Raw genomic sequence first — 21,885 nt, 5'->3', positions numbered from 1 at the left:
ACTTAAAATCTTATGCTTGTTTTTACACGTATTAACACCCAGCATCCTCATTACCCTTTTGTAGAAAAATTGCTGCATCTGTCTTTTCCCGAAGAAGAACGCCGTGACGATGAGGGGCAACGCTGGAACACGGACTATAACGAACGGTTTCATTGTTATCTGCTGACTGATAAGGATGAGAACGGAAAAGAAGAACTTATCGGTGTGATTACCGTATGGAAACTGGACGGTTTTTATTACGCCGAGCATCTTGCCACTTCGCCCCAGATTCGTAACCGTGGTTATGGGCGTCAGGTTATGGAGGCACTGAAGATGCAGTTTGCAGGGAGTGTCATTGTCTTGGAAGTGGAAAGACCTGATGACGAGATGAGTCGGCGTCGTATCGGTTTCTACCAACGTTGCGGCTTTAGCTTATGTATGCAGGATTATTATCAGCCCCCTTATCGGGCAGGAGGAAAAGGGTTGCCGCTTTACTTGATGTATGCAGGTGCCGACGAGATAGACTCATATTATCCGCAGATACGTGACGAAATTTATCGGAATGTGTACGGAGTAAAGGTGTAGGGCGAACATTTCTCTTCTTCTGATTGTTTTATTTAACAGGCAAGATACTTGAATATTGCATATTTATTAGTATCTTGCTTGTTCTTAATCAGTATAGAGACCAAACGTTTAATTAAAAGGAAAGAGTATGAAAAACTGGAGAATGGAAGCCATTATACTGGCTGTAGGTATGCTTTTGTTGGGAGTGTTTATTAAAAACGGATTTAGCGAATTTGCTCAAAAAGACCGCAGTGTAAACGTGAAAGGACTAGCCGAAATGGAGGTTCCAGCCGACAAGGTGACGTGGCCTCTGGTATACAAGAGCTTGGGGAATGACTTGGGAGCATTGTATGATGACATCAAACGCTCGAACCAGACGATTTTGGAATTTCTGAAGGAAAAAGGACTTGCCGAAACGGAAATCAGTGTCAATGCTCCTGAAATCATCGACCTGAAGGCGGAACGGTATAGTAATAATAATGATACACCGTACCGTTATAATGTGACTTCGGTTATCACCGTTACTTCGATGAAGGTGGACCTGGTGCGTAAGCTTATCAGTGAACAGGGAGAATTACTGAAACGTGGGATTGCCATCACGGGAGGCGACTATCGGTATAATGTGTCATACGAATATACCAGTCTGAACAAAATCAAGCCGGGCATGATAGAAGAAGCTACCAAGAATGCCCGTGAGGCAGCCGAAAAGTTTGCCAAAGATTCAGAAAGCGAACTGGGCAAGATCAGACATGCCAGTCAGGGGCAGTTCAGCATCAGCGACCGCGATGCCAATACTCCTTATATAAAGAAAGTGCGGGTGGTTACGACAATAGAATATTCGCTGGAGGATTAAAAAAACGGTTAAAAGTTTTCACTTTCAGGAATTTGTTATACCTTTGCACCCGATTTAGATCAATATAAAGTCTAACACAATTAGTTATTTACAAAACAATTATTTAAACTTAATGGAAAACTTAAAAGACGTAAAGCCCATTGAAGATTTCAATTGGGATGCTTATGAGAGCGGTGAGTCAGCATCAAGCATAAGCAAAGAAGAACAAGAAAAGGCTTATGACAACACCTTGAACAAGGTAGGCGACCATGAGGTGGTTGACGGTACCGTAATCGCAATGAACAAACGTGAGGTTGTAGTGAACATCGGCTACAAGTCAGACGGTATCATCCCGCTGAGCGAATTCCGCTACAATCCCGACCTGAAGGTGGGCGACACTGTAGAAGTGTACATCGAAAACCAGGAAGACAAGAAAGGCCAGCTGATCTTGTCGCACAAGAAAGCGCGTGCTACACGCTCTTGGGACCGTGTCAATGCAGCACTCGAAAACGAAGAAATTATCAAGGGTTACATCAAGTGCCGTACGAAAGGCGGTATGATTGTAGACGTATTCGGCATCGAAGCATTCTTGCCGGGTTCGCAAATCGATGTGAAACCTATCCGCGACTACGATGTGTTCGTAGGCAAGACGATGGAATTCAAGGTTGTAAAAATCAATCAGGAATTCAAGAATGTGGTTGTTTCGCACAAGGCGCTTATCGAAGCCGAACTGGAACAACAGAAGAAAGAAATCATCAGCAAGCTCGAAAAAGGCCAGGTACTGGAAGGTACTGTCAAGAATATCACTTCTTACGGCGTATTCATCGACTTGGGCGGCGTAGACGGTTTGATCCACATCACCGACTTGTCGTGGGGCCGTGTAAGCGATCCGCATGAAGTCGTTCAGTTGGATCAGAAACTGAATGTAGTTATCCTCGACTTCGATGACGAAAAGAAACGCATCGCTTTGGGCTTGAAGCAACTGACTCCGCATCCATGGGACAGCCTCGATCCGAACTTGAAGGTAGGCGACCATGTGAAAGGCAAAGTTGTCGTTATGGCTGATTACGGAGCATTCGTTGAAATCGCTCCGGGCGTAGAAGGACTGATTCACGTATCAGAAATGTCTTGGTCGCAACACTTGCGTTCGGCTCAGGACTTCATGAAGGTAGGCGATGAAATCGAAGCCGTTATCCTGACACTCGACCGCGACGAACGCAAGATGTCTTTGGGTATCAAGCAGCTGAAACCGGATCCATGGGAAACGATTGAAGAGAAATACCCCGTAGGCTCTAAGCACACGGCTAAGGTACGCAACTTCACCAACTTCGGCGTATTCGTAGAAATCGAAGAAGGTGTAGACGGACTGATTCACATCTCTGACCTGTCTTGGACGAAGAAAATCAAACATCCGTCAGAATTCACTCAGATCGGTGCAGACATCGATGTAGTAGTTCTGGAAATCGACAAGGAAAACCGTCGCCTGAGCTTGGGTCACAAGCAATTGGAAGAAAATCCGTGGGATGTATTCGAAACCGTATTTACAGTAGGTTCGGTACACGAAGGACGCATCATCGAAATGCTGGATAAGGGTGCCGTTATCGCATTGCCTTACGGTGTAGAAGGTTTCGCAACTCCGAAACACCTGGTAAAAGAAGACGGATCTCAAGCTCAGCTCGATGAAAAGCTTCCGTTCAAGGTCATCGAATTCAATAAGGACGCTAAACGCATTATCTTGTCTCACAGCCGTATCTTCGAAGATGCTCAGAAAGCAGAAGAAAAGGCAGAAAAGAAAGCTAAGCGTGTAGCTAAGAAGGAAGAAACTCCGATGATTCAGAACCAGGCTGCTTCTACTACTTTGGGTGATATCGATGCTTTGGCAGCATTGAAGGAACAGTTGGAAGGAAAGAACAATAAATAATTTCTTCTTTATATCAGAAAAAGGGATATGCTTTTGGGTATGTCCCTTTTTTATTGGCTGAAGTTCTTGGAAAATGTGTTATTTTTGCTCCAGAAAAATAATCTTTATATCTATGAAACAGGCATTGAAACTGGTAGGCATGTTCCTTATAGGAATTTTATTGGGGGTGATGGTAAGTGGAGCAGGTATAGCCCTGTTTACCGATATGACCTTGGCTGCATTTTTCGGGAAACTCTTCAGACTGCATATAGCAGAAGTTATTGGTTTCCCACTCTTGTTTATATGCTTTTTTCTGATAACCCTATTCTTGCAGGTTACTTTGCACGAGGCAGGACACCTGATATGCGGATTGGCTTCGGGGTATCGTTTCGTGTCGTTCCGTATCTTTAATTTCACGTGGATACGCAAGGATGGTAAATGGGTCTTGAAACGTTTCAGTGTGGCAGGTACCGGAGGGCAATGCTTGTTGGCTCCGCCTGATAGGCCTGAGGAAGAGATTCCGGTATGCGGATATAACATGGGTGGTGTAATGATGAACATTTTGACTGCCCTTGTGGCTTTGGGATTTTTATTGTGGATGGAGGATTTGCCTTTCATGTTATCGGTTTTTCTGGTGTTTTGGGTAATAATCGGATTGTTTTTGGGAGTGACAAATGGTGTTCCGATGAAGCTGGGTGGAATAGGGAACGATGCTTATACATTGCGTTTGCTGAGACATAATCCGGCAACGAAGCATGCTCTGATATTGCAACTTCGTATAAATGCGCTGATACAAGAAGGGATGCGTCCGAAAGATATGCCCGAAGAATGGTTCAAGCAAGATGCGGCAACGATAGATTACAAAGACATTCTGCAAGCGACAATCGGACTGATGAACGTGTCCCGCCTGCTAGATCGGGAAGAGTGGGAGGACGCTTATCGTCTTTTGGAAGATGTCAAGAGCCATAGCTCCGAACTGATAGGTATTTTGCAACAAGAAACGGATGCTGAGCTGCTTTTTACAGCTTTGGTAACTGGGAGGATGGAACGTGCCGGTGAACTTGCGACTGATAAATTGCTGCGTTATATTCACCTATATAGTCGTGTCAGTTCTTCGAAACAGCGTCAACTTTTCGCACTGGCTTTGTATCAGGAACACGACAGGGAAAAGGCCGAAACTATATACCGCAGCGTCGTGAACCTTCGTGAGAAATACCTCATGCAAGGGGAGGTGAATATGGATATTGCCTTGATGGAAGTCTTGCTGGCGCAGGAGGCTTAGAAGCTGTTTTGAATTTCTCCAAAAAGTTTTTCTTGGCTTGATGTATCTGTTTTCGTGTGTGCTTTGGGCGATTTTTTGGTCCTTTTCGCTCCTGTTCTTCGTCAGATAGCCCGCTATCTTCCTCATCACAGAAGCGAAAATGCCTCAAAAACTCATCCCAAATCATCGCACGATAAATTCAAAACAGCTTCTGAAAGCCTGTCGTTTAAATTTTGCTTAATATAGACCTGATATCATACTGCTTATCGGAAAATTGGAAAATTTAAACAAACTCTGCGTGAAAATGCTGCATAAAAAGTTGGTTATATGGATTTAAAGCTATATCTTTGCAGCCGATTTAGTCCGTGGAGGTAAAGAAGCAACCGGAGAGAGCGGTTCACCTTGCGGAGAAAACCCGTTTAACAGTAATAAAAAAATGTACGTAATTGTAGAAATTAACGGTCAGCAGTTCAAAGTAGAAGAAGGAAAGAAACTCTTTGTTCAGCACATTCAAAACGCAGAAAGCGGTGCAACTGTTGAATTTGACAAAGTTTTGTTGGTAGACAACAACGGTGAAGTAAAAGTGGGTGCTCCTACCGTAGAAGGAGCCAAAGTGGTTTGCGAAGTAGTTTCTCCGCTGGTAAAAGGCGATAAAGTGCTGGTATTCCACAAGAAGAGAAGAAAAGGCTACAGAAAACTGAACGGTCATCGTCAACAGTTTACTGAATTGACCATTAAACAAGTTATTGCTTAATCATTAAAAACGTAGAAGAAAATGGCACATAAAAAAGGTGTAGGTAGTTCTAAGAACGGTCGTGAATCGGCAAGTAAGAGATTAGGCGTAAAGATATTCGGCGGTTCAGCTTGTAAAGCTGGTAACATCATTGTTCGTCAGAGAGGTACAGTTCATAACCCCGGCGAAAATGTAGGTATGGGAAGCGACCATACACTTTACGCATTGGTAGATGGAACCGTATGCTTCAAGAGAGGTCGTAAAGACAAGAGTTATGTATCGGTAGTTCCTGCTGCGGCTGAAGCATAATCAAATCCGAAAACGTATTTAGGTAGAAAAAGAGGCTTTCATTGAAAGCCTCTTTTTTATGCCAGATGGACGTAGAACGTGTTATTCGTTTTTCAGCAATGCTGTAAGGTCGTTCATAATGCCGGTATGCGGATAGGCGGCAAGCTCTTCCCGGGTGGTTGTTCCGTGAAGCACGCCTGCAAAGTCTATTCCTGCCGCCCGGGCAGTTTCCGCATCTACAGTGCTGTCGCCTACGTACAGGACATCCGTTTTTTCTGTTTGTAGCTTTTCGAGGGCGATGAATACGCCTTCGGGCGAAGGCTTAGGAGTCTGCACGTCTTCTCCACCTACGATGAGGTCGACCGTGCTTTCGGGAAGCGCATGTCCCAACAGTTCCATGATGCGGTAACGGTATTTGGTGGAGATGATGCCCAGTTTCGCTCCGCGTGCTTTCAGCGTTGCCAGCACGTGTGAGGTTTCGGGGAAGAGGCGGGTGTTTGCCGTCATATACTTGTCCGCTTCCTTTACGTATTCCTTCCGGTAGGCTTCCAGGGTATCGGCATCGGTGATTCCGCTGAGGAGGGAGAACGATTCCACCAGCGTTTTGCCAATGGTCCGCTTGATGGCTTCATCACTGATGCCGGTATGATGATGGCGTTCGAGCACGTTGCGGTAACACATCACGATGCCTTTCGACGAATCTGCCAATGTATAGTCGAAATCGAAAAGATAAGTCTGGTATGTTTTCATTTGTCTGGATATATGTTTGGTGAATTGTGCCGCAAAGATACGTGAAATTGCCCGATTTTCCTAAAATACGGCACACAGACGGATAACGAATAGCATACAGCACACTGATGGAGCACAGATTTGCACCGGTAAAATTTAGAAACTGTTTTGAATTTCTCCAAAAAGTTTTTCTCGTTTTGATGTATTCGTTTTCGTGTGTGCTTTGGGCGATTTTTTGGTCCTTTCCGCTTCTGTTCTTCGTCAGATAGCCCGCTATCTTCCTCATCACACAAGCGGAAATGCCTCAAAAACTCATCCCAAATCATCGCACGATAAATTCAAAAACAGTTTCTTAACAGTGCTGCCTTGTCTGGTGTAATCAAGGACATATTCCTAAAAATGAATATATACTGCATCTGCTGTTGAATATATACTGCATCCACGGTTGAATATATACTGCATCTGCCGATGAAGTATATATCCGTAGGCAGATGCAGTACTACTGCGTTTTCAATTCAACCGAATAGGCTAATGGCGGACATTTGTCATTCCCCTTCGGGCACGTAGATGATTTCACCGTTTTCCAGTTCGTAGGCGATGCCCACTTTCTTGCCTCGCTTGCCGCTGGACGACTGGTCCTGACTGGGCGTGTAACGGTTGATTTGCTTGCCTTCCTTGGTGATGATTTCCATGTTGTCTTTGCCGGGATTCTTTACGATGGTGAAGTCTTTGTCGGTGAACACTTCGGTCATGTTCATGTGCATCACCATCGCTACCATCAGGGAGACTGCGAATACCATTGCTACGTCGAAGAGGTTGACCACTACACTCAACGGGTCGGTGTCTTCTTCTTTCTTGAAGAAGCTGACACGGCGGTTACGTCTGCTCATACTTGCCCTCCTTTCTCAATCAACAGGCGCGACACATAGTCGAGGTTGTTGACGCACTTGGCATACCAGCGTTGCTTGAATTGCATCGAAACCAGCCCTACGGCACTGACTACCAAACCCACTACGGTGGTGGCAAATACCACTTGCATGTTGTATGCCATGCCGGCAATGTCGCCTGTTGAGAGTCCGACCAATGCAGGGCTCATGGCAATCAGGGTGCCAATCAGTCCCAATACGGGTCCTAACTTGGAGAGCATCTTGGAGAGTGCAACGTCTTTCTCGGCTTCCACCTCGAACTTGGAGAGGGTAAAGTCGGCATAGTCTTCGTTGACGGGACGGCTGAGTATGTCGCGCAGGTAGCAGACGTAGAGCGAATTGTCTTTGTCGGGCAATGCCTGCTTCAGGGCTTCTATGTTGCCTTCTTTGATAAGATGATCGAATGCTTGGTCGTTTTTACGTTTGGTGATGTACATGTTGTAGGTGCCTCCGATAAGGATAAGTGCACGCACGAAGAGGAAAAGCAGGATAATTACATCGGGTATCAACAGGCTGTTGGCTACCCAGAAAAGCATTTTAGAGATAAATTCCATTATTCTTGAATTAATAATTAATAGTGAATAGTTAATAACGTTTTTTCATTTTCCGTTCTTTCCATCGCTGGATAAGTGGATACTTGATTTGGCTCCATACATAACCTACGATGAATAGGATAACGAAGAGCGAAAGGGCGAGAATAACCGCGTTCCAGTTGACCGGTTCGTCTGCGGCGGCATAGACCGTCTTGCCGTTTACGGTGGTGAGCAGTCCGAGGATGCAGACGAAGAGGCTGATGAGGAAATGGATTTCCAGCCGCAGGTCTTTTTCCGGAACGAAGTATGTTACTGCCTTTGCCAATGCCGGAATGCCCATTAGCATCAAAGCCGCCACGATGTAAGCGGTTGTGCTGAATGCGGTTCCTACAAAGGTAAAAATGGCTTCGGTGAGGCAATAGAACACCACGGGGAACAAGAGCAGGCTGGGGTACCACCACAGCAGCTTTGCCCACCAGGGATTCTTCTTTCCGTAAAGCCCGCGCAGGTAGGTGACGCAGAACCCGAAGCAGAGGGCGGACTCAAGGGTGATGATGACCGCCATGTTCTGCAGGGCTTCGGTGTTCTGCAGGTAGTCGGCTATCTGTGTTTTCGATTGCAGGATGGCATACGGATATGCCAGCACGGTGAATGCCGCCACAATCAGGCTATAGATGCCTGCCTGCCACCACCGCCACAGACTGAGCTTGAAAGCGCAGTTTATGGCGATGAACAGCATCAGGATGAGAATGATTTGTTCCATTTTATTTATGGTTTTGTGAACGTTTTCTTTTCAGTATCATCAGCAGGATGATGAAGGCGGCAAGTACAACACTGATTACTACGGTGCTGCTCAGCTTGTTGGTTTCCTCTTCGGGCTGACTGGAAGCGTTTACGGTGCTCTTCTTGAGAGTCATGCCTTTCTGTACGGTTCCGTCGGCAAGGGCAGCTTCTTTCATCCCGTCTATGCGTTGTTTGTAACCTGCTGCTTGCGGGGCACTGACGTTTGCGGCGATGTAGTCTTGCAGTTTGGCGTTGTTGTCGGCGAATCCTCCTCCCGAAGTGCCGTATTTGGCAACCAGTCCGGTGTGCAGTTCTGCCACGGCTTTCAACTGCTGGGGCGATGCTTTCCAGTATCCTTTGCGGGCGGTTTCCAGCATCACGGCGGTCATGTTCTGCAGGGCGGCAGGATTTTTGCCTTCAAAATAGTCCTGTGTGCCGAGATGGTATTTATCCTTGACATACACGTCGTAGATGTCGTTCCATAACTGCTGGTCGATGGCCTGGGGCTTCATTACGTTCCAGCCGTAGGTGTTCTGCACGATTTCGGCGATAGAGCTTGCCGCTCCGGCATCGCCTTTCATCTTTTCGCGGATGTAGGCGGGATTGAGGATGGTGATGCGGCTCTCTACTCCGATAGCTTCTTTCACTTCCTGCATCCGTACGTTGTTGCGGTTGCGGTAATCGCTCAGATAGGCATCGGGGTCTTTTCCGGTGACGTTGCGCACCGCCAGGTTCATGCCTCCCATGAACTCGTACACGTGGTCGAGGCTCAGCGCACCCCATGTGTTGCTTTGGCGGGGCTGTACGACGGCATCGGTACGGGTCAAGGCGGCTTCGAACGCATATTGGCGGAAGGCTTCCCAGTTCTTTTCGCTTCCGTAATAAGCTCCCATATTGTGCAGGTAGGTGCCGGCTATCTCTTTTTCATTTTCCCACCGGTCTCCGGCTTCTACCATTCCTTGGATGCCGGTGCCGTATCCGCCGTTTACGCCTCCGAATACACGGTATGCCGACATTTCGCGGGCATCTTTCGGTGTAAGCCCTTTCTCTATCAGGGCACGTTCGGTTTCGACGATTCCTGCAGCTACCTGGTTTTCGTACATATCGTCTTTGGCTGCCGCAGCCATTTCTACGGCACGGTTAATCAAGAAGAGGCGGGATGCCGCTAAGTCGCGCAATTGTCCGCTGGTCTGCACTACCACATCGATGCGCGGACGGCCCAATTCTTTTGACGGAATCAGCCGGATGTCGTTTACACGCCCGAAAGCATCGCGGATGGGTTCTACGCCCAGCATGTACAGGATTTGTGCCACGGTAGCTCCTTCGGTCTCGATGAATTCGCTGCTCCATAACGTATAGCTCACCTTGCGCGGGATGGAGTCGTGGTGGCGGCTCTTGTACATCTCGATGGTGTTGTTCGCCAGGCGGATGCCTTTTTCCCATGCTGCTTCAGACGGAGTGGCTTCGGCATTGATGGCATAGAGGTTGCGTCCGGTGGGCAAGGTGTTGGGATTGGCTATCGGGTCGCCTCCGGGCGAAGGCTGCGTATAGCCTCCGGCAAGGGCGTTCATCATGCTTTCCAGTTCCTTGGCGGGGCTTTCCAGCAGGGCGGTGCGATAGCGGTTCACGTTCTTGACGGCACGTTCCACTTCCATGATTGCCGTGGCGCGGGCGATTTGTTCCTTGGTGTATTCTTTGCGCTGCATCATCTGCTTCATCATTGCCGCCATGCCTCCTCCGGCAGGTTGGGAGGAAGTGACGTGACGCTTCATCGCTTCTTCCATTTTGTGGAGCGAGGCGGAGTCGGCACCCATTTTCTTTGCCATTGCCAGTGCCTTGTCGGGATCCATGCCTTGTCCGGCTTTTTTCATTTGCTCGTGCATCTTTGCGCTGATGCCCGACGGATGTCGGACAGGCATTGAGGCGGGTTTTTCCTGCATCTCTTCGGCTGCCTGCATCATCATCGACAGCATGCCTTCGGGACGCTGGCGCGAGGCTTCTATCTCGCGTGCTTCGTCCAGCTGGGCTTGCGTGATGCCGGTGGTGCGGCATACCAGTTCATCGGTGGCAAGCGAGGGATTGGCAAGCAGGCGGGCAACCAGCGTGCGTGCCGGAGTGAGGTACAGGCGAGTGAACCGGCTGCGGTGCTTCTCGGTCTGCGGACCGGTTTTCCCGTTCAGCTTGTCCAGTGCCAGCAGGCTATAGGCTATGGGTTCGGTAGCCATGGCGTATACGCTCGATTCGATACGTGCCTGTTCGTAGGGCACGCCCATCGTGTATAGCTGCCCTGTTATCTTTTCGTTGGCAAGCTCTTCGGCGAAATTTTCGACACGTGCCACTTCGTCTTCGGTGTAAGGACGGGTCAGCAGGCTGTCCAGCCCCAGGTCGCGGTGGATGCCCAGCTTGACGGTCAGGGCTTTCACCTTCAGCGATGCCCGGTCGAGGGCGGAACGGTCGGGAACGTTTTCTTCCAGCAGGTTGTTGTAGTTCTTTACGGCTTCACTCAGTTCGCGGTAGGTGCCGCGCACGTTGCTTTCCATAAACGGAGGCGTGAGGTACGATTGCAGCCCGGCATACGAGCGGCGTTTGGCGATGACCCCTTCGCCCACATTGCCGATGGTATAGATGTAGAAATGGGGCAGGGCGCCTACGAGGCGGTCGGGCCAGTCTTTGCTGCTCAGCGCCACCTGCTTGCGCGGAGTGAATTCCAGGCTTCCGTGGGTGCCGAAGTGAATCAGCGCATCTGCCTTGAATCCGTATTGCACCCATAAGTAGGGGGCGATGTAGCTATGAGGAGGTGCGGCATCGGTGCCGTGCACTATCTGGAACGAGTTGCTGCCCGCTCCTGCCGCCGGTTGGGGAAGCAGAACGACATTGCCGAACTGCAGGCGGGCGATGCCCAGCTTGCCGTCCGCCGTTGCCATGTATTCGCCCGGAAACTCTCCGTTCGCCTCTGTCACTTGGGCATACTGTTCGGGGCGGATGCTTTGCTTCACCCAGTTTTCGTATTCGTCTTTCGTAATCAGTTGCGGATGTCCTTCGCGCATAAACCGGTCGGAAGCTCCTTCGGCGTAGGTGCTGAACACGGTGCCGCGCTCTTGGATGAGCCGTCCGAGGGCTTCGCTGCTCTCCGGCATCCCGTCTACCCGGTATCCTTCCTGGCGCAGGCGCACCAGCAGGTTGTAGAGCGAGGGCACTACCTCCATGCCCGAAGCGGTCAGGGCGTTCTGTCCCGGTCCTTTATAATAGACGATGGCAATACGCTTTTCGGCGTTGGGCTTGCGTTGCAGGGCGATGTAATTGTTCACGGTCTGCACAAAGGTCTCCAGCCGTTCGGGGATGGCGGACGCATGTTGCAGCCCATCCTTGTCGGTATAGTGGCCGAAGAGCGCGAAAGGGCGGATGGCTCCGTCAATCTCGGGTGTCACCACGCTTTGCGAGAGGAATCCGCCGTTCATCCCCATCGGGTCGTTTTCCCAGTCTTCCACCAGCGTGTTCACGTTCAGCGGGGCGAAGAGGGGGATGTTCTGCCGGGTCAGGTAGTCGGTGATGTAGTCGCCCATGCGCCCGTGTGCCATGTTGATGACGGCAGAGGGACGCACCGAGTCTATCTGGTGGCGGGTGATGAAGCTCTTCATGCGGCGCACGGGATAGACCACGTTGCCCGTCTCTTCCAGCCGGCGGATGAGGTCGGTGGGTTCGCCCATCTGTCCGGTGATGATGATGCGTGGCGCACCGTCTTTCCACAGGTCGTGCTCTTTCAGAAATTGGTTGTATCCGGCTACGGTGTTGAAGCCTTTTGCCTCGCCATCGGGGTGGGAGGGGTCGATGTGGTACAGCATTTCGTTTGCCGCTTCCTGCACAGGTTCCGGCTCACGGGTGGAAATCAGCTTGCCGTCCACCGTGCCGCGCACATATTCCAGCATGCTGCGGTAGTTGCGCCTTCCGCCGCCAGCCAGATAGGCACGTAGGGGAGCGGCGGTGGCGGAGTCGAGCGAGCAGATGTCGTTAGCAGGGTTGGTGACCGCTGTCGAGAGGACGGGAAGCCCTCTGTCGGCGGCTTTTTGGATAAGGGCGCGCTGCTCTTCGGTGATGCGGATGCCCATCGCGTTGATGAAAACCATGTCGCAACCGTCCAGCTTGTCCAGTTCGTCGGTGCCGATTTCGGCGAGGCGGATGAACGGGTTGTCATTGGCTTTCGAAATTTCGCCCAAGGTAATGGCCTGGTAGTTGATGAAGCCTATCTTCGTGGCGCTGAACCAGCTGTTCCATACGGCGAACAGCAGGAGGGCGGCTACGAGGAGGCTACCCAACACAATCATTCTTTTCTTTTTCATTGCTCATTTGTTTTTAAGTAGATGTTGAAACTATAATTTGTCTGTTCAGAAACGCAGATTGACACAGATTTTCGCAGATTCTCATTTTGATTATCTGTTTTAATCTGCGTTAATCCGCAAAAATCTGTGTTTTTACTCTGTGGCGAGAGGTTTTATCCTGTCTGTCTCCGCCCTTCGGAGAGGTGGAAAATGTGCGGCGAGGGGTCGCCGCAGGCCTTCGGACACTTGCAAAATGTGTTTTAGACCTCAGTTTCGGACTTTGCACGTCTGCAAAATGGATTTTAGACCTCTAAAACTGATTTTGCAAGTGTTGCAAAGTGTATTTTAGACCTCGGTTTCGGACTTTGCACGCCTGCAAAATGGATTTTAGACCTCTAAAATGGATTTTGCAAGTGTTGCAAGGTCGATTTCAGACCTCTAAATCGCATTTTGCACGTGTTCCGATGCCTTTTCCGTCAGAACAGCTGGTCCACGTCGAGCGAAAGCCCCACGGAAACGGTGGTGCCGGTGGTGGTGGGCGTGCTGTTGTAATAGTGGTCTGGGCGGTAATTGAACAGGTTGTCCACCACTACGTTCACGCGGATGCCCCGGTACACGCGCTGCGCAAGGTTCAGCTTCCACAGGGTGTATGCCGGATAGGTGGTCGAGGTGGTGCCTGCGTCGGGGTCGGTATAGCTCACGTATTCGTCCGTGGTGACGCGCGAGAGGACGCGGCCGGTCAACGTCACGTCGAAACCGTAGTTTTTCCACTGCTTGCCGTAGTCCAGCTTGGCGGTGGCGGAATGGGGACGGGTGGACGAGAAGTAAGGCTCGCCATCGGGGATGTGTACGTGGGTGTAGGCATACGAGAGGCGCACGCCCAAGCCGCAGGGATACTTGGCGGCTACGTCGGCGTTTAGCCCGGCGATGTTCATCTGGGCGATGTTGGAGTAGACCATTCCGTTGCGGCTCTGGTCCCACACGGTGGTGATGCGGTTGTCCACCAGGTTGAAATATCCGGTCAGGGTGACATTGTAGCGGCTCTTCAGGTATTCGGCGGAGAGCGAGAAGTTCTGGCTGCTTTCGGGTTTCAGGTTCTCGTTGCCGTATATCATGAAGACGTTCGCCATGTTGAAGTCCATGTACATTTCCTTCAGCGTGGGGGCGCGGAATCCGCCGGCGTAGGAGGCGCGGAGCGAGCAGTTGCGCCATTTGTACATGATGCCGAGTTTCGACGAGGTGTTCTTCACGTCGGCTTCGGAATAATAGTCGAAGCGGATAGACGACATCACGTTGAGGTTGCGGATGGGGTTCAGGTCGAACTGGGCGAAGGCGTCGGCGGTGTATTGTTCGTGGTCGCCGTTGTCGGTGAACTGGTAGCTCATCAGGTAGTCGCGCATGAAGTCGCCTCCCACGGTAAGGGTGTTCTTGTCGTTCATCGCATAGTTGTAGAGGGCGCGTACGGTGTGCTGCACGTTGGTATAGTCGCGCAGGTCATAGTCTTGCGCAGGGTCGTAGTCGCTCTTGTCGTACTGGTCGAAGCTGTACGACAGTTCCAGGTCGCTCCGCTTGTTGAAGGTATAGTTGCCCCGGAGCCCTCCCGAAAAGTCGCGGTAGCGGTCCTTGCTCGATGTGCTCTTGTCACGTTCGCGGAAGAAGTATCCCAGCCGTCCGGTCAGCTTCAGCCGGTCGGTAGGGGTATAGACGAGGCGTTCCTTGAAGTTCCACGTGCGGTTGCCGTACACGCGGCTGAAGTCGTTCTCCTCGCCGTCCTCGCCCACGGTGCCTACTTCGATGGGGTCGGTGGAGGTGTGCTGCACGTTGAGGCTGTTCTGGAAGTCGCCTGCGCGGAAGGTGAAGGTGCCTCCGTAACGCTGGTCGTTGTGCGCGCCGTACCTTCCGTTCAGGTTCAGTGTCCACGGCTCGGTAGCTTCCTTGGTGATGAGGTTGACCACTCCGCCCACGGCGTTCGAGCCATAGAGCGACGATGCCGCCCCTTTTACGATTTCGATGCGTTCCACGTTGTCCAGGTTCAGGCGGCTGTAGTCGATGTTGTCCAGCGTTTCGCCCGCCAGCCTTTCGCCGTCGACAAGGAAGAGGACGGCGTTTCCTCCGAAACCCTGCATGTTGAGCGAGGTCTGCTGGTCCATGGAGTAGGAGAACTCGATGCCCGGCAACTCTGCCTGCAGCAGGTCGCCGATGTGTGTGGCGTCTACCTTGCGGATGTCGTCGGCGGTGATGACGCGTGTCACGATAGGCACGTCTTTCAGCAGCTTGGGCGTGCGTGTACCCGTTACCACTACAGTTTCCATACCTATGGCATCTTCTTCCAAAGCGAAGTCCAGCCGGTCTTGTCCCGGTTGGAGTGCATGGCTTTGCGTCACGTATCCGATGAACGATGCCTGCAGGGTGTATGCTTTCCCGTCGGGGAGGCGCAGGCGGTAGTTCCCTTCGGCATCGGTGGTCATTCCGATGGCTCTGTTCTCTTTCACGAACACCGTTGCTCCGGCAAGCGGCCCGTTGTCCGCATCGAGCACTTTCCCCGAAACGTAGCGTTGTGCGGCGGCACTTGCCGCGATGAGGAGGCAGCCCGCCAGCACGATAAGATTTTTCAGTATAGGTTGTTGCATATTCTTTTGTTTTTTATTAAATGGGCTGGGGGCTACAGCGGATAAGCATATTCGATAGTGAGGTGTCCCGAAGTATTCTGCTCGTTGCGGAATGCCGTGAGGCGCAGGGCGGCATAAGTGCCGTCGGCCATGCGCAGGATGTACACCTTATTAGATAAGGTATAAATAGGTGGCATCGTGCTGGTGTCCACGTCCAGCCATTTGGCAAGCTCGGCGTTGTAGCTGGAGGTGGCATACAGGATGTTGCCCTCCATCATACCCGACATATCGATGGTGATTTGGGTCTCGGTGTCGCTCACGTAGTTTCCCGTGGGGATGCTGCTCATCAGTAGTACGGCATCCAGGCTGGTCGCCTCGGTCTCCAATACAGCACCGCCGTTGGTCTTTACATCGTAGCGGTGGATAGCGAAGTCCCACTCAGCAGGCAGTGAGGCGTTTTCCCCCATTGGTACCTCCGTGCCGTCCGTTCCGGTGATGCGGGTGGAGTCTATTTCTTCGGTATGCAGGTTGATGTAAGTCCACTGGGCATAATCGGTAGCATCAATGAAGAGTGTTCCCGTTCCGTCGCCGTTCGGGTTGAATCCGTAGCCGGTAGTGGTGCGGGGCTGGTTGTAGATGCCGTCCAGTATGCCGTCGCACGCCGGGAACAACAGCATTGTTGCCCCCAGCGCGAACAATTGATAAAGACGAAACAATTTCATGTACTATTTACTATTTGATTATTTACGATTTGCCTTAAATCGTACCTCGTAAATCGGAAAATCGTACATACATCAGTTGGCGGCAGGCATATCGCCCAGGGTGAAGGTGATGGTAAGCCCGCCCATCACGCCGGGTACGGTGAAGGTGAAACTAACGTTTTCCTTGCTTTCATCGATGCTTCCGCTCAGCGTGCAGGGATATTCGCTCACGTTGCCGTTCATTCCCATTTGGGTGGTACCTTCGCCGCTCAACGTATAGGTTCCGTTGGCTTCGGTTGCGCTTACACTTGTGAATGAAAACTCGCCCCACGTATCCGATGTGTATGCCAAGGTGAAGGTACCGTCGTTATTGGCAGAGAGCGTGATGGTTTGGTTTTCGGCCGTCATGCTTTCAAAATAAGCGCAGCTGGCATTGGTCCATCCTTCGTAGGAGCCGGCAAGAAGTTTCTCTGCCGGAATGTCGCCCAAGGTGAAGGTGATAGTCATCCCACCCATTACCGACGGTACGGTGAAAGTGAACGTGCCTTTGGTCCGTCCTTCGTCCAGTGTGCCTTGTAGGGTGCATTCGTATTCGTTTTTCGTGTCTCCCATTCCCATTAAGGTCGACCCGCTTCCGCTTACGCTGTACGTGCTACCCGAATGCGTCACTTCGGCTCCACTTACGGTGAACTCACCAAAGCTGGCAGAAGTATAAGTAAGGGTGGCTGTGCCGTTTTCCCCGTCGTTGGTTATTGTCAGCGATTCACCTGCCGATACCAGCGGCGTATCGGTATATTGGAATGAGGCTTCGGAATAGCCTGCATATGTGCCGGCGATGTCTGCTGCCGGATTCTCGTTGATACTGTTGTTTTCATCGTCGCTGCATGCAGCCGCAAATAATGCAAGGGCCGCACATGCTAATAGATTCTTTAGTTTCATGTTGCTATTTTGATTAGGTTTTGGTTTTACGATGCAAAGGTAGAGTGGTTTCAGAGGGTGGTCAATACCTAAAATTTATGAAAAAAGACGGTGGCCTTGAGTCTGAAAGGAAGTGAGAAAATCAGTATTTTTAGGTATCTATATAAAAAAGAAACGTCGGAAACTCCGTGTTTCCGACGTTTGGGGTAGTAACTTTTTGTTAGAACAAGATGATGAGCCTTTGGTAATTGTCAATTGTCAATTGCCATCGGGTGATAGTCTTTGGCAAGCCCACCCTCGCTGGTCTCTTTGTAGAGTGAGGGGAGGTCGTGTCCGGTTTCTTTCATTACTTCTACCACACGGTCGAACGATACGCGGTGGTGTCCGTCGGTGAACGCAGAGTAGGTATTGGCGTCAAGGGCACGGGCAGCGGCGTAGGCGTTTCGTTCGATGCAGGGAATTTGCACCAGTCCGCACACAGGGTCGCACGTCATGCCCAAGTGGTGTTCCAGTCCCATTTCGGCAGCATATTCTATCTGTGCGGGACTTCCACCGAAGAGTTGGCTTGCCGCTGCAGCCGCCATCGAGCATGCCACGCCTACTTCTGCCTGGCATCCAGCTTCGGCTCCCGATATCGAGGCGTTATGTTTGACGATATTTCCTACCAGTCCTGCGGTGGCAAGGGCACGCAGGATGCGAGCATCGCTGAACTCCCGGGTTTTCTGTAAATGATAGAGCACGGCAGGCACCACGCCACAGGCTCCACACGTGGGGGCAGTTACGATTTTTCCGCCCGAAGCGTTTTCCTCGCTTACGGCAAGGGCGTACGCAAACACCAGTCCGCGTGAGCGGAGCGAGTCTTTGAATCCCTTTGCCTTGATGTAGTATGCCGATGCTTTCCGGCGCAGGTTGAGCGGTCCCGGCAATACGCCTTCAGCATCCAATCCACGCAGGATGGCTGCCTTCATTGTTTCCCATACTTCGGCGAGGTAGTCCCATATCTCTTTACCTTCGCATTGTTCTACATATTCCCAGTAGCTGCGTCCGGTGTGTTCGCACCAGTAGAGTATCCGGCTCATCGTGTTCATTTCATAGATGTCAGGAGTGCTACCTTGCGGATGCCCTTCTTCAGCAAGTGCCCCTCCCCCGATGCTGAACACGGTCCACTCATCGGTTTTCTTTCCGTTTCCATCGAAAGCCTTGAAAGTCATTCCATTGGGGTGGAAGGGAAAGAACACATGCGGTTTCCATACGATTTCGACCGGTGCGTGTGGTTGGAGTACGTCTAAGATGGCCACATCGGTCATGTGTCCCTTGCCTGTAGCGGCAAGGCTTCCGTAAAGCGTCACTTCGAAGGATTTTGCTTCGGGATGGCGGGCAAGGAATTGTTCGGCTGCCTTCCGCGGTCCCATGGTGTGGCTGCTAGAGGGTCCTGTGCCTATCCGGTATAATTCTCTGATTGATTTCATCTTTTTAAGTATGTATGTGAAATGGTTAATCTTTTACCACAGATGACACAGAGTATCACAGAGGAGATAAAAATAAAAAACGCTGTGTCCCTCTGTGTTCTCTGTGGTGATTGGTTCATTATATATAATGTAAGTCATTTCAAATCTACCACCGTGATTCCCGCCCCGCCGAACTGTACGTGCTCGTCTTGGAAATGCGCTACGCCGGGTACGGTGGCAAGGTATTGGCGTATCAGTGTGCGCAGGATGCCCGAGCCTGTTCCATGCAGGATGCGGACACGGCTTACGCCTACTTGAATGGCATCATCGATGAAATAGGTGACCGCCTGTATGGCTTCATCGCCGCGCATGCCCCGTACGTCGATGTCTTGCTTGAAGTTCAGTTTCTTCTGGTACATCTGTTCTTGCGTCTCGCTGCTTACGAAGGTGGCTTTTGCCATCACGTTCGAAGTCTTGGGTGGGTCGGCGTGTTCCAGCCGTTCGGTCTTGACATTGGTCTTCATCAGTCCGAACATCACCACGGCGTTCTGTCCGTTCAGTTCCAACACCTGTCCTACACTTGTCTGACCTTTGATGCGCACATAGTCTCCCGTGCAGATGGGCTTTGCTTTCGGCTGCATGGGGGCAGTTTCGGCTTTTTTGTTCTTCCGTTCTTCTTTGCGTTTCTGCTTTTCGCGCAGGCGTTCCATTTTGCGGGCTATTTGTTCTTCGAGGGCTGCGGTGTCAATGGTCTCCACTTCTTGCTTGAAATCGGCAAGTTCCTGGCGTGCCGTGCGTGTGCGTTCTTTTTCCGCCTGTGCTTCCTTGATGGTGCGGATAGTGTTCTCTATCTTGGCGTTCGATTCCTGGAGCAGGTGTTCGGCATCCTCCTTGGCTTTTTGCAGGATTTCCTTCCGCTTGCGCTCCAGTTCTTCTATCTCTTGCTGGTAGCGGGCAATGGTGTCTTCCATCTGCTTTTCTTTCTTGCGGATGTTTTGCCGCTTGGTTTCCCAGTAGCGTTTGTCGCGCACGATGTCTTGCAGGTATTTGTCGCTTTGGATGTATTCGCTGCCCACAATTTCCGAGGCATCGGCTATCACCTCTTCGGGCAATCCGATTTTACGGGCTATCTCTACGGCGAACGAGCTTCCGGGATTTCCTATCTGCAACTGGAAGAGTGCGCGCATCTCGTGGCGGTCGTAGAGCATGGCTCCATTGATTACGCCTTCGTGGTCTTCGGCAAAGTGCTTCAGGTTCTGGTAATGGGTGGTGATGACCCCGAATGTCTGTTTCTGGTTAAACCGTTTCAGTACCGCTTCGGCAATGGCGCCTCCGATTTGCGGCTCCGTACCTCCGCCGAACTCGTCTATCAGGATAAGGCTCTTGCCGTTGCAATATTTCATCATATTCTTCATATTGGTAAGGTGTGAAGAATAGGTGCTCAGGTCGTCTTCGATGCTTTGTTCGTCGCCGATGTCGATAAAGATGTTTTCGAAGATGCCCGCATGGCTCCGTTCGTTCAGCGGTATCAACAAGCCACATTGGAGCATGTATTGCAGCAGTCCTACGGTTTTCAGACATACCGATTTGCCTCCGGCATTGGGACCCGATATCAGCAGGATGCGTTGGCGGCTGGTCAGTTCGATGTCCAGCGGCACTACCTTCTTATTGTGTTTCGCCAGCGATTTCTGAAGCAATGGGTGTACGGCTTCTATCCAGTCGATGATTTGTTGTTCTTCGAAGGCGGGCTTTACTGCTTTGATATCCATACAGAAAAGGGCTTTGGCACGGATAAAGTCGATAAGTGCCAGGAATTCGTATGATTGCAGGATGGCGGGTACTTGCGGGCGGATGGTTGCCGAAAATTCGGTCAGTATGCGGATAATTTCCCGTCGCTCTTCACCTTCCAGTTCCCGGATGCGGTTATTGGCTTCTACCACTTCTGCCGGTTCAATGAAAACGGTCTTGCCTGTAGCCGATTCATCGTGTACGATGCCTCGTATCTTGCGCTTCATGCCCGGAGCCACAGGAATGACCAACCGTCCGTCGCGCATAGTCGGCGTCACGTCTTTTTCCACGAAACCTTCTGCCTGTGCACTGCGCAAGATGCTGTTCAGGCTGCGCGAGATGCTGCCTGTCGTGTCTGCAAGTTCGCGCCGGATACGCAAGAGCTCGGCAGAGGCATTGTCTTTTATCTTGCCGAACTTGTCAAGAATGTTGTTGATGCGTGCTATGAGCTGTGGAAATACCAGAATATCGGCAGCCAGGGCGTGTAGGGCAGGGTAGGGTGAGTGCGAATCTTCGTCTTCCTCGTCCTCTTTTTGCAGAAAACCCACGATGTCGCGTATCGTTTCCAGCGAGCGACGCAGGTCGAACAGTTCCTGTTCGTCCAGATACAGTCCTTCCACCCGGATGCGTTTCAACGAAGGGCGCACATCGAAAAAGTATTGGCTGGGAAATTCGTCTTCCTCTTCCAGGATGCGGACGAATTCCACTACTTCCTCCAGCCGGCAGTTGATTTCTTCGTAGTCGCTGGAGAAAGCCATTCCGTCTGTTTTTTCTTCGCCCAATGTGCTCAGGCACTTGGCTTTTATGAGGTTCCTGATTTGGTCGAACCCTATTTTCTGTTCAAAGTTTTGTGGATATATCATGCCTTGTTAATGTCTGTTCTAACAATTTGGTTATCGTCGGCAAAGTTACGACAATGCGAAAAAACAATCAAAAAAAGTGATGAAATATTTGCCAAATTGAAAATAATCCGTACCTTTGCAGCGCTTTTGAAAGGAAGCACAGCGCGAAAAGCGTTTTGGAGAGGTGGCAGAGTGGTCGATTGCGGCGGTCTTGAAAACCGTTGTACCGCGAGGTACCCGGGGTTCGAATCCCTGTCTCTCCGCTGGATATATGGAAAAGAGTAGAAAAGTTTCACAAAATTAATTTTGTGGAACTTTTTTTGTTGCCTTGTGTCTGCTTTTTTGCATCAACCGTTACGGGGTCACGTTACGTCACCGCCACAGTTACAAGAACCGTTTAAAAAGCAAAAAGCATCGACAATCATCAGATTATCAATGCTTTTTCACCAGTCGGGGTGACTGGATTCGAACCAGCGACCACACGCCCCCCAGACGCGTACTCTAACCGGGCTGAGCTACACCCCGTCACTTTTGTTTTGCGAGTGCAAAGGTAACACTTTATTTTGAATCTGCAAACAAAAAAAGATTTTTTTTGCTTTGTCCTCAAGAGGCTATTTAAATTTATATGAATATCAGGTAATACCCGTTAGCGGAATTAATGTTGTATATAATTCTATTAGGGCTACTTCATTCTATGTCCTCCAATGAGGGGATGTATATCCCCGGTATGGAGGG

18 protein-coding genes and 2 tRNA genes are annotated in these 21,885 nt (G+C 50.7%); 7 read left to right on the top strand and 13 right to left on the bottom strand.

The features are described from left to right. Positions 1–12: 12 nt before the first annotated feature. From B5F78_RS01775 to B5F78_RS01760, 4 genes are all read left to right on the top strand, one after another. Positions 13–564, top strand: coding sequence for a GNAT family N-acetyltransferase (locus tag B5F78_RS01775; protein WP_022041338.1), 552 nt, complete (start codon positions 13–15; stop codon positions 562–564). Positions 565–691: 127 nt separating this feature from the next. Beyond that, positions 692–1,396 (top strand): SIMPL domain-containing protein, encoded by a 705-nt coding sequence (locus B5F78_RS01770; RefSeq protein WP_022041339.1) that lies wholly within the window; start codon positions 692–694, stop codon positions 1,394–1,396. Positions 1,397–1,508: 112 nt separating this feature from the next. Then, positions 1,509–3,296 (top strand): 30S ribosomal protein S1, encoded by a 1,788-nt coding sequence (gene rpsA, locus B5F78_RS01765; protein WP_087405797.1) that lies wholly within the window; start codon positions 1,509–1,511, stop codon positions 3,294–3,296. Between the two features lie 112 nt (positions 3,297–3,408). Continuing rightward, a complete protein-coding gene (locus tag B5F78_RS01760) occupies positions 3,409–4,557 on the top strand; it encodes a M50 family metallopeptidase (RefSeq protein ID WP_087396828.1) in 1,149 nt (382 codons plus the stop codon). On the opposite strand, the gene B5F78_RS17025 is transcribed toward B5F78_RS01760, so the two are convergent. Next, complete coding sequence (locus tag B5F78_RS17025) at positions 4,493–4,723, bottom strand: hypothetical protein (RefSeq protein WP_140406846.1); 231 nt, start codon at positions 4,721–4,723, stop codon at positions 4,493–4,495. The two genes, B5F78_RS01760 and B5F78_RS17025, sit on opposite strands and share 65 nt — an antisense overlap. Positions 4,724–4,972: 249 nt before the next feature. Between B5F78_RS17025 and rplU the strand changes: the two genes are divergently transcribed. Next, on the top strand, positions 4,973–5,290 hold the full coding sequence (gene rplU / locus B5F78_RS01755) for a 50S ribosomal protein L21 (RefSeq protein ID WP_087247510.1): 318 nt from the start codon (positions 4,973–4,975) through the stop codon (positions 5,288–5,290). 21 nt (positions 5,291–5,311) lie between these two features. Continuing rightward, on the top strand, positions 5,312–5,578 hold the full coding sequence (gene rpmA, locus B5F78_RS01750; protein WP_022038691.1) for a 50S ribosomal protein L27: 267 nt from the start codon (positions 5,312–5,314) through the stop codon (positions 5,576–5,578). Between the two features lie 81 nt (positions 5,579–5,659). Here rpmA and B5F78_RS01745 read toward each other — a convergent pair whose 3' ends face one another. The 11 genes from B5F78_RS01745 to B5F78_RS01700 form a co-directional block, all read right to left on the bottom strand. Further along, positions 5,660–6,307, bottom strand: coding sequence for an HAD family hydrolase (locus B5F78_RS01745; RefSeq protein WP_087247512.1), 648 nt, complete (start codon positions 6,305–6,307; stop codon positions 5,660–5,662). Next, entirely contained in the window at positions 6,304–6,612 is a 309-nt protein-coding gene (locus B5F78_RS16720; protein ID WP_162608465.1) for a hypothetical protein, read from the bottom strand. Before B5F78_RS16720 ends, B5F78_RS01745 begins: the two co-directional genes overlap by 4 nt. A 219-nt stretch (positions 6,613–6,831) precedes the next feature. After that, entirely contained in the window at positions 6,832–7,176 is a 345-nt protein-coding gene (locus B5F78_RS01740) for a DUF2149 domain-containing protein (protein WP_022039822.1), read from the bottom strand. Further along, positions 7,173–7,766, bottom strand: a complete 594-nt coding sequence (locus B5F78_RS01735; protein WP_087405796.1) for a MotA/TolQ/ExbB proton channel family protein — start codon at positions 7,764–7,766, stop codon at positions 7,173–7,175. Before B5F78_RS01735 ends, B5F78_RS01740 begins: the two co-directional genes overlap by 4 nt. 31 nt (positions 7,767–7,797) lie before the next feature. Then, positions 7,798–8,508, bottom strand: coding sequence for a hypothetical protein (locus B5F78_RS01730; protein WP_087247513.1), 711 nt, complete (start codon positions 8,506–8,508; stop codon positions 7,798–7,800). 1 nt (position 8,509) lies between these two features. Then, positions 8,510–12,865 carry a cobaltochelatase subunit CobN gene (locus tag B5F78_RS01725; RefSeq protein ID WP_087405795.1) on the bottom strand — a complete coding sequence of 1,452 codons (4,356 nt, stop codon included), beginning with the start codon at positions 12,863–12,865 and terminating at the stop codon, positions 8,510–8,512. A gap of 455 nt (positions 12,866–13,320) precedes the next feature. Next, a complete protein-coding gene (locus tag B5F78_RS01720) occupies positions 13,321–15,474 on the bottom strand; it encodes a TonB-dependent receptor (protein WP_087405794.1) in 2,154 nt (717 codons plus the stop codon). 32 nt (positions 15,475–15,506) lie between these two features. Further along, the gene (locus B5F78_RS01715) at positions 15,507–16,175 is read right to left on the bottom strand and encodes an HmuY family protein (protein WP_087405793.1); all 669 of its coding nucleotides are present in this window, start codon (positions 16,173–16,175) and stop codon (positions 15,507–15,509) included. A 72-nt stretch (positions 16,176–16,247) separates the two neighbouring features. Continuing rightward, positions 16,248–17,093, bottom strand: coding sequence for a calycin-like domain-containing protein (locus B5F78_RS01710; protein ID WP_087405792.1), 846 nt, complete (start codon positions 17,091–17,093; stop codon positions 16,248–16,250). 230 nt (positions 17,094–17,323) lie between these two features. After that, entirely contained in the window at positions 17,324–18,541 is a 1,218-nt protein-coding gene (locus tag B5F78_RS01705) for an L-serine ammonia-lyase (RefSeq protein WP_013617249.1), read from the bottom strand. Between the two features lie 134 nt (positions 18,542–18,675). After that, a complete protein-coding gene (locus tag B5F78_RS01700; RefSeq protein ID WP_013617248.1) occupies positions 18,676–21,171 on the bottom strand; it encodes an endonuclease MutS2 in 2,496 nt (831 codons plus the stop codon). Between the two features lie 157 nt (positions 21,172–21,328). Here B5F78_RS01700 and B5F78_RS01695 point away from each other — a divergent pair. Beyond that, positions 21,329–21,413: transfer RNA gene (locus B5F78_RS01695), tRNA-Ser, on the top strand. Positions 21,414–21,600: 187 nt separating this feature from the next. On the opposite strand, the gene B5F78_RS01690 is transcribed toward B5F78_RS01695, so the two are convergent. After that, positions 21,601–21,675, bottom strand: a tRNA-Pro gene (locus B5F78_RS01690). Between the last annotated feature and the right edge of the window lie 210 nt (positions 21,676–21,885).

It is taken from the genome of Bacteroides sp. An279 (assembly GCF_002159615.1).
GTDB lineage: Bacteria > Bacteroidota > Bacteroidia > Bacteroidales > Bacteroidaceae > Phocaeicola > Phocaeicola intestinalis.
The sequence above is the reverse complement of the archived record's forward strand: the minus strand, read 5'-3'. Positions and strand labels throughout refer to the sequence as shown.

Bases quoted from the DNA above. Each gene is read 5' to 3' on its own strand.
- B5F78_RS01775 (WP_022041338.1), top strand. From the start codon at position 13: ATGCTTGTTTTTACACGTATTAACACCCAGCATCCTCATTACCCTTTT.
- B5F78_RS01770 (WP_022041339.1), top strand. From the start codon at position 692: ATGAAAAACTGGAGAATGGAAGCCATTATACTGGCTGTAGGTATGCTT.
- rpsA (WP_087405797.1), top strand. From the start codon at position 1,509: ATGGAAAACTTAAAAGACGTAAAGCCCATTGAAGATTTCAATTGGGAT.
- B5F78_RS01760 (WP_087396828.1), top strand. From the start codon at position 3,409: ATGAAACAGGCATTGAAACTGGTAGGCATGTTCCTTATAGGAATTTTA.
- B5F78_RS17025 (WP_140406846.1), bottom strand. From the start codon at position 4,723: ATGATTTGGGATGAGTTTTTGAGGCATTTTCGCTTCTGTGATGAGGAA.
- rplU (WP_087247510.1), top strand. From the start codon at position 4,973: ATGTACGTAATTGTAGAAATTAACGGTCAGCAGTTCAAAGTAGAAGAA.
- rpmA (WP_022038691.1), top strand. From the start codon at position 5,312: ATGGCACATAAAAAAGGTGTAGGTAGTTCTAAGAACGGTCGTGAATCG.
- B5F78_RS01745 (WP_087247512.1), bottom strand. From the start codon at position 6,307: ATGAAAACATACCAGACTTATCTTTTCGATTTCGACTATACATTGGCA.
- B5F78_RS16720 (WP_162608465.1), bottom strand. From the start codon at position 6,612: ATGATTTGGGATGAGTTTTTGAGGCATTTCCGCTTGTGTGATGAGGAA.
- B5F78_RS01740 (WP_022039822.1), bottom strand. From the start codon at position 7,176: ATGAGCAGACGTAACCGCCGTGTCAGCTTCTTCAAGAAAGAAGAAGAC.
- B5F78_RS01735 (WP_087405796.1), bottom strand. From the start codon at position 7,766: ATGGAATTTATCTCTAAAATGCTTTTCTGGGTAGCCAACAGCCTGTTG.
- B5F78_RS01730 (WP_087247513.1), bottom strand. From the start codon at position 8,508: ATGGAACAAATCATTCTCATCCTGATGCTGTTCATCGCCATAAACTGC.
- B5F78_RS01725 (WP_087405795.1), bottom strand. From the start codon at position 12,865: ATGAAAAAGAAAAGAATGATTGTGTTGGGTAGCCTCCTCGTAGCCGCC.
- B5F78_RS01720 (WP_087405794.1), bottom strand. From the start codon at position 15,474: ATGCAACAACCTATACTGAAAAATCTTATCGTGCTGGCGGGCTGCCTC.
- B5F78_RS01715 (WP_087405793.1), bottom strand. From the start codon at position 16,175: ATGAAATTGTTTCGTCTTTATCAATTGTTCGCGCTGGGGGCAACAATG.
- B5F78_RS01710 (WP_087405792.1), bottom strand. From the start codon at position 17,093: ATGAAACTAAAGAATCTATTAGCATGTGCGGCCCTTGCATTATTTGCG.
- B5F78_RS01705 (WP_013617249.1), bottom strand. From the start codon at position 18,541: ATGAAATCAATCAGAGAATTATACCGGATAGGCACAGGACCCTCTAGC.
- B5F78_RS01700 (WP_013617248.1), bottom strand. From the start codon at position 21,171: ATGATATATCCACAAAACTTTGAACAGAAAATAGGGTTCGACCAAATC.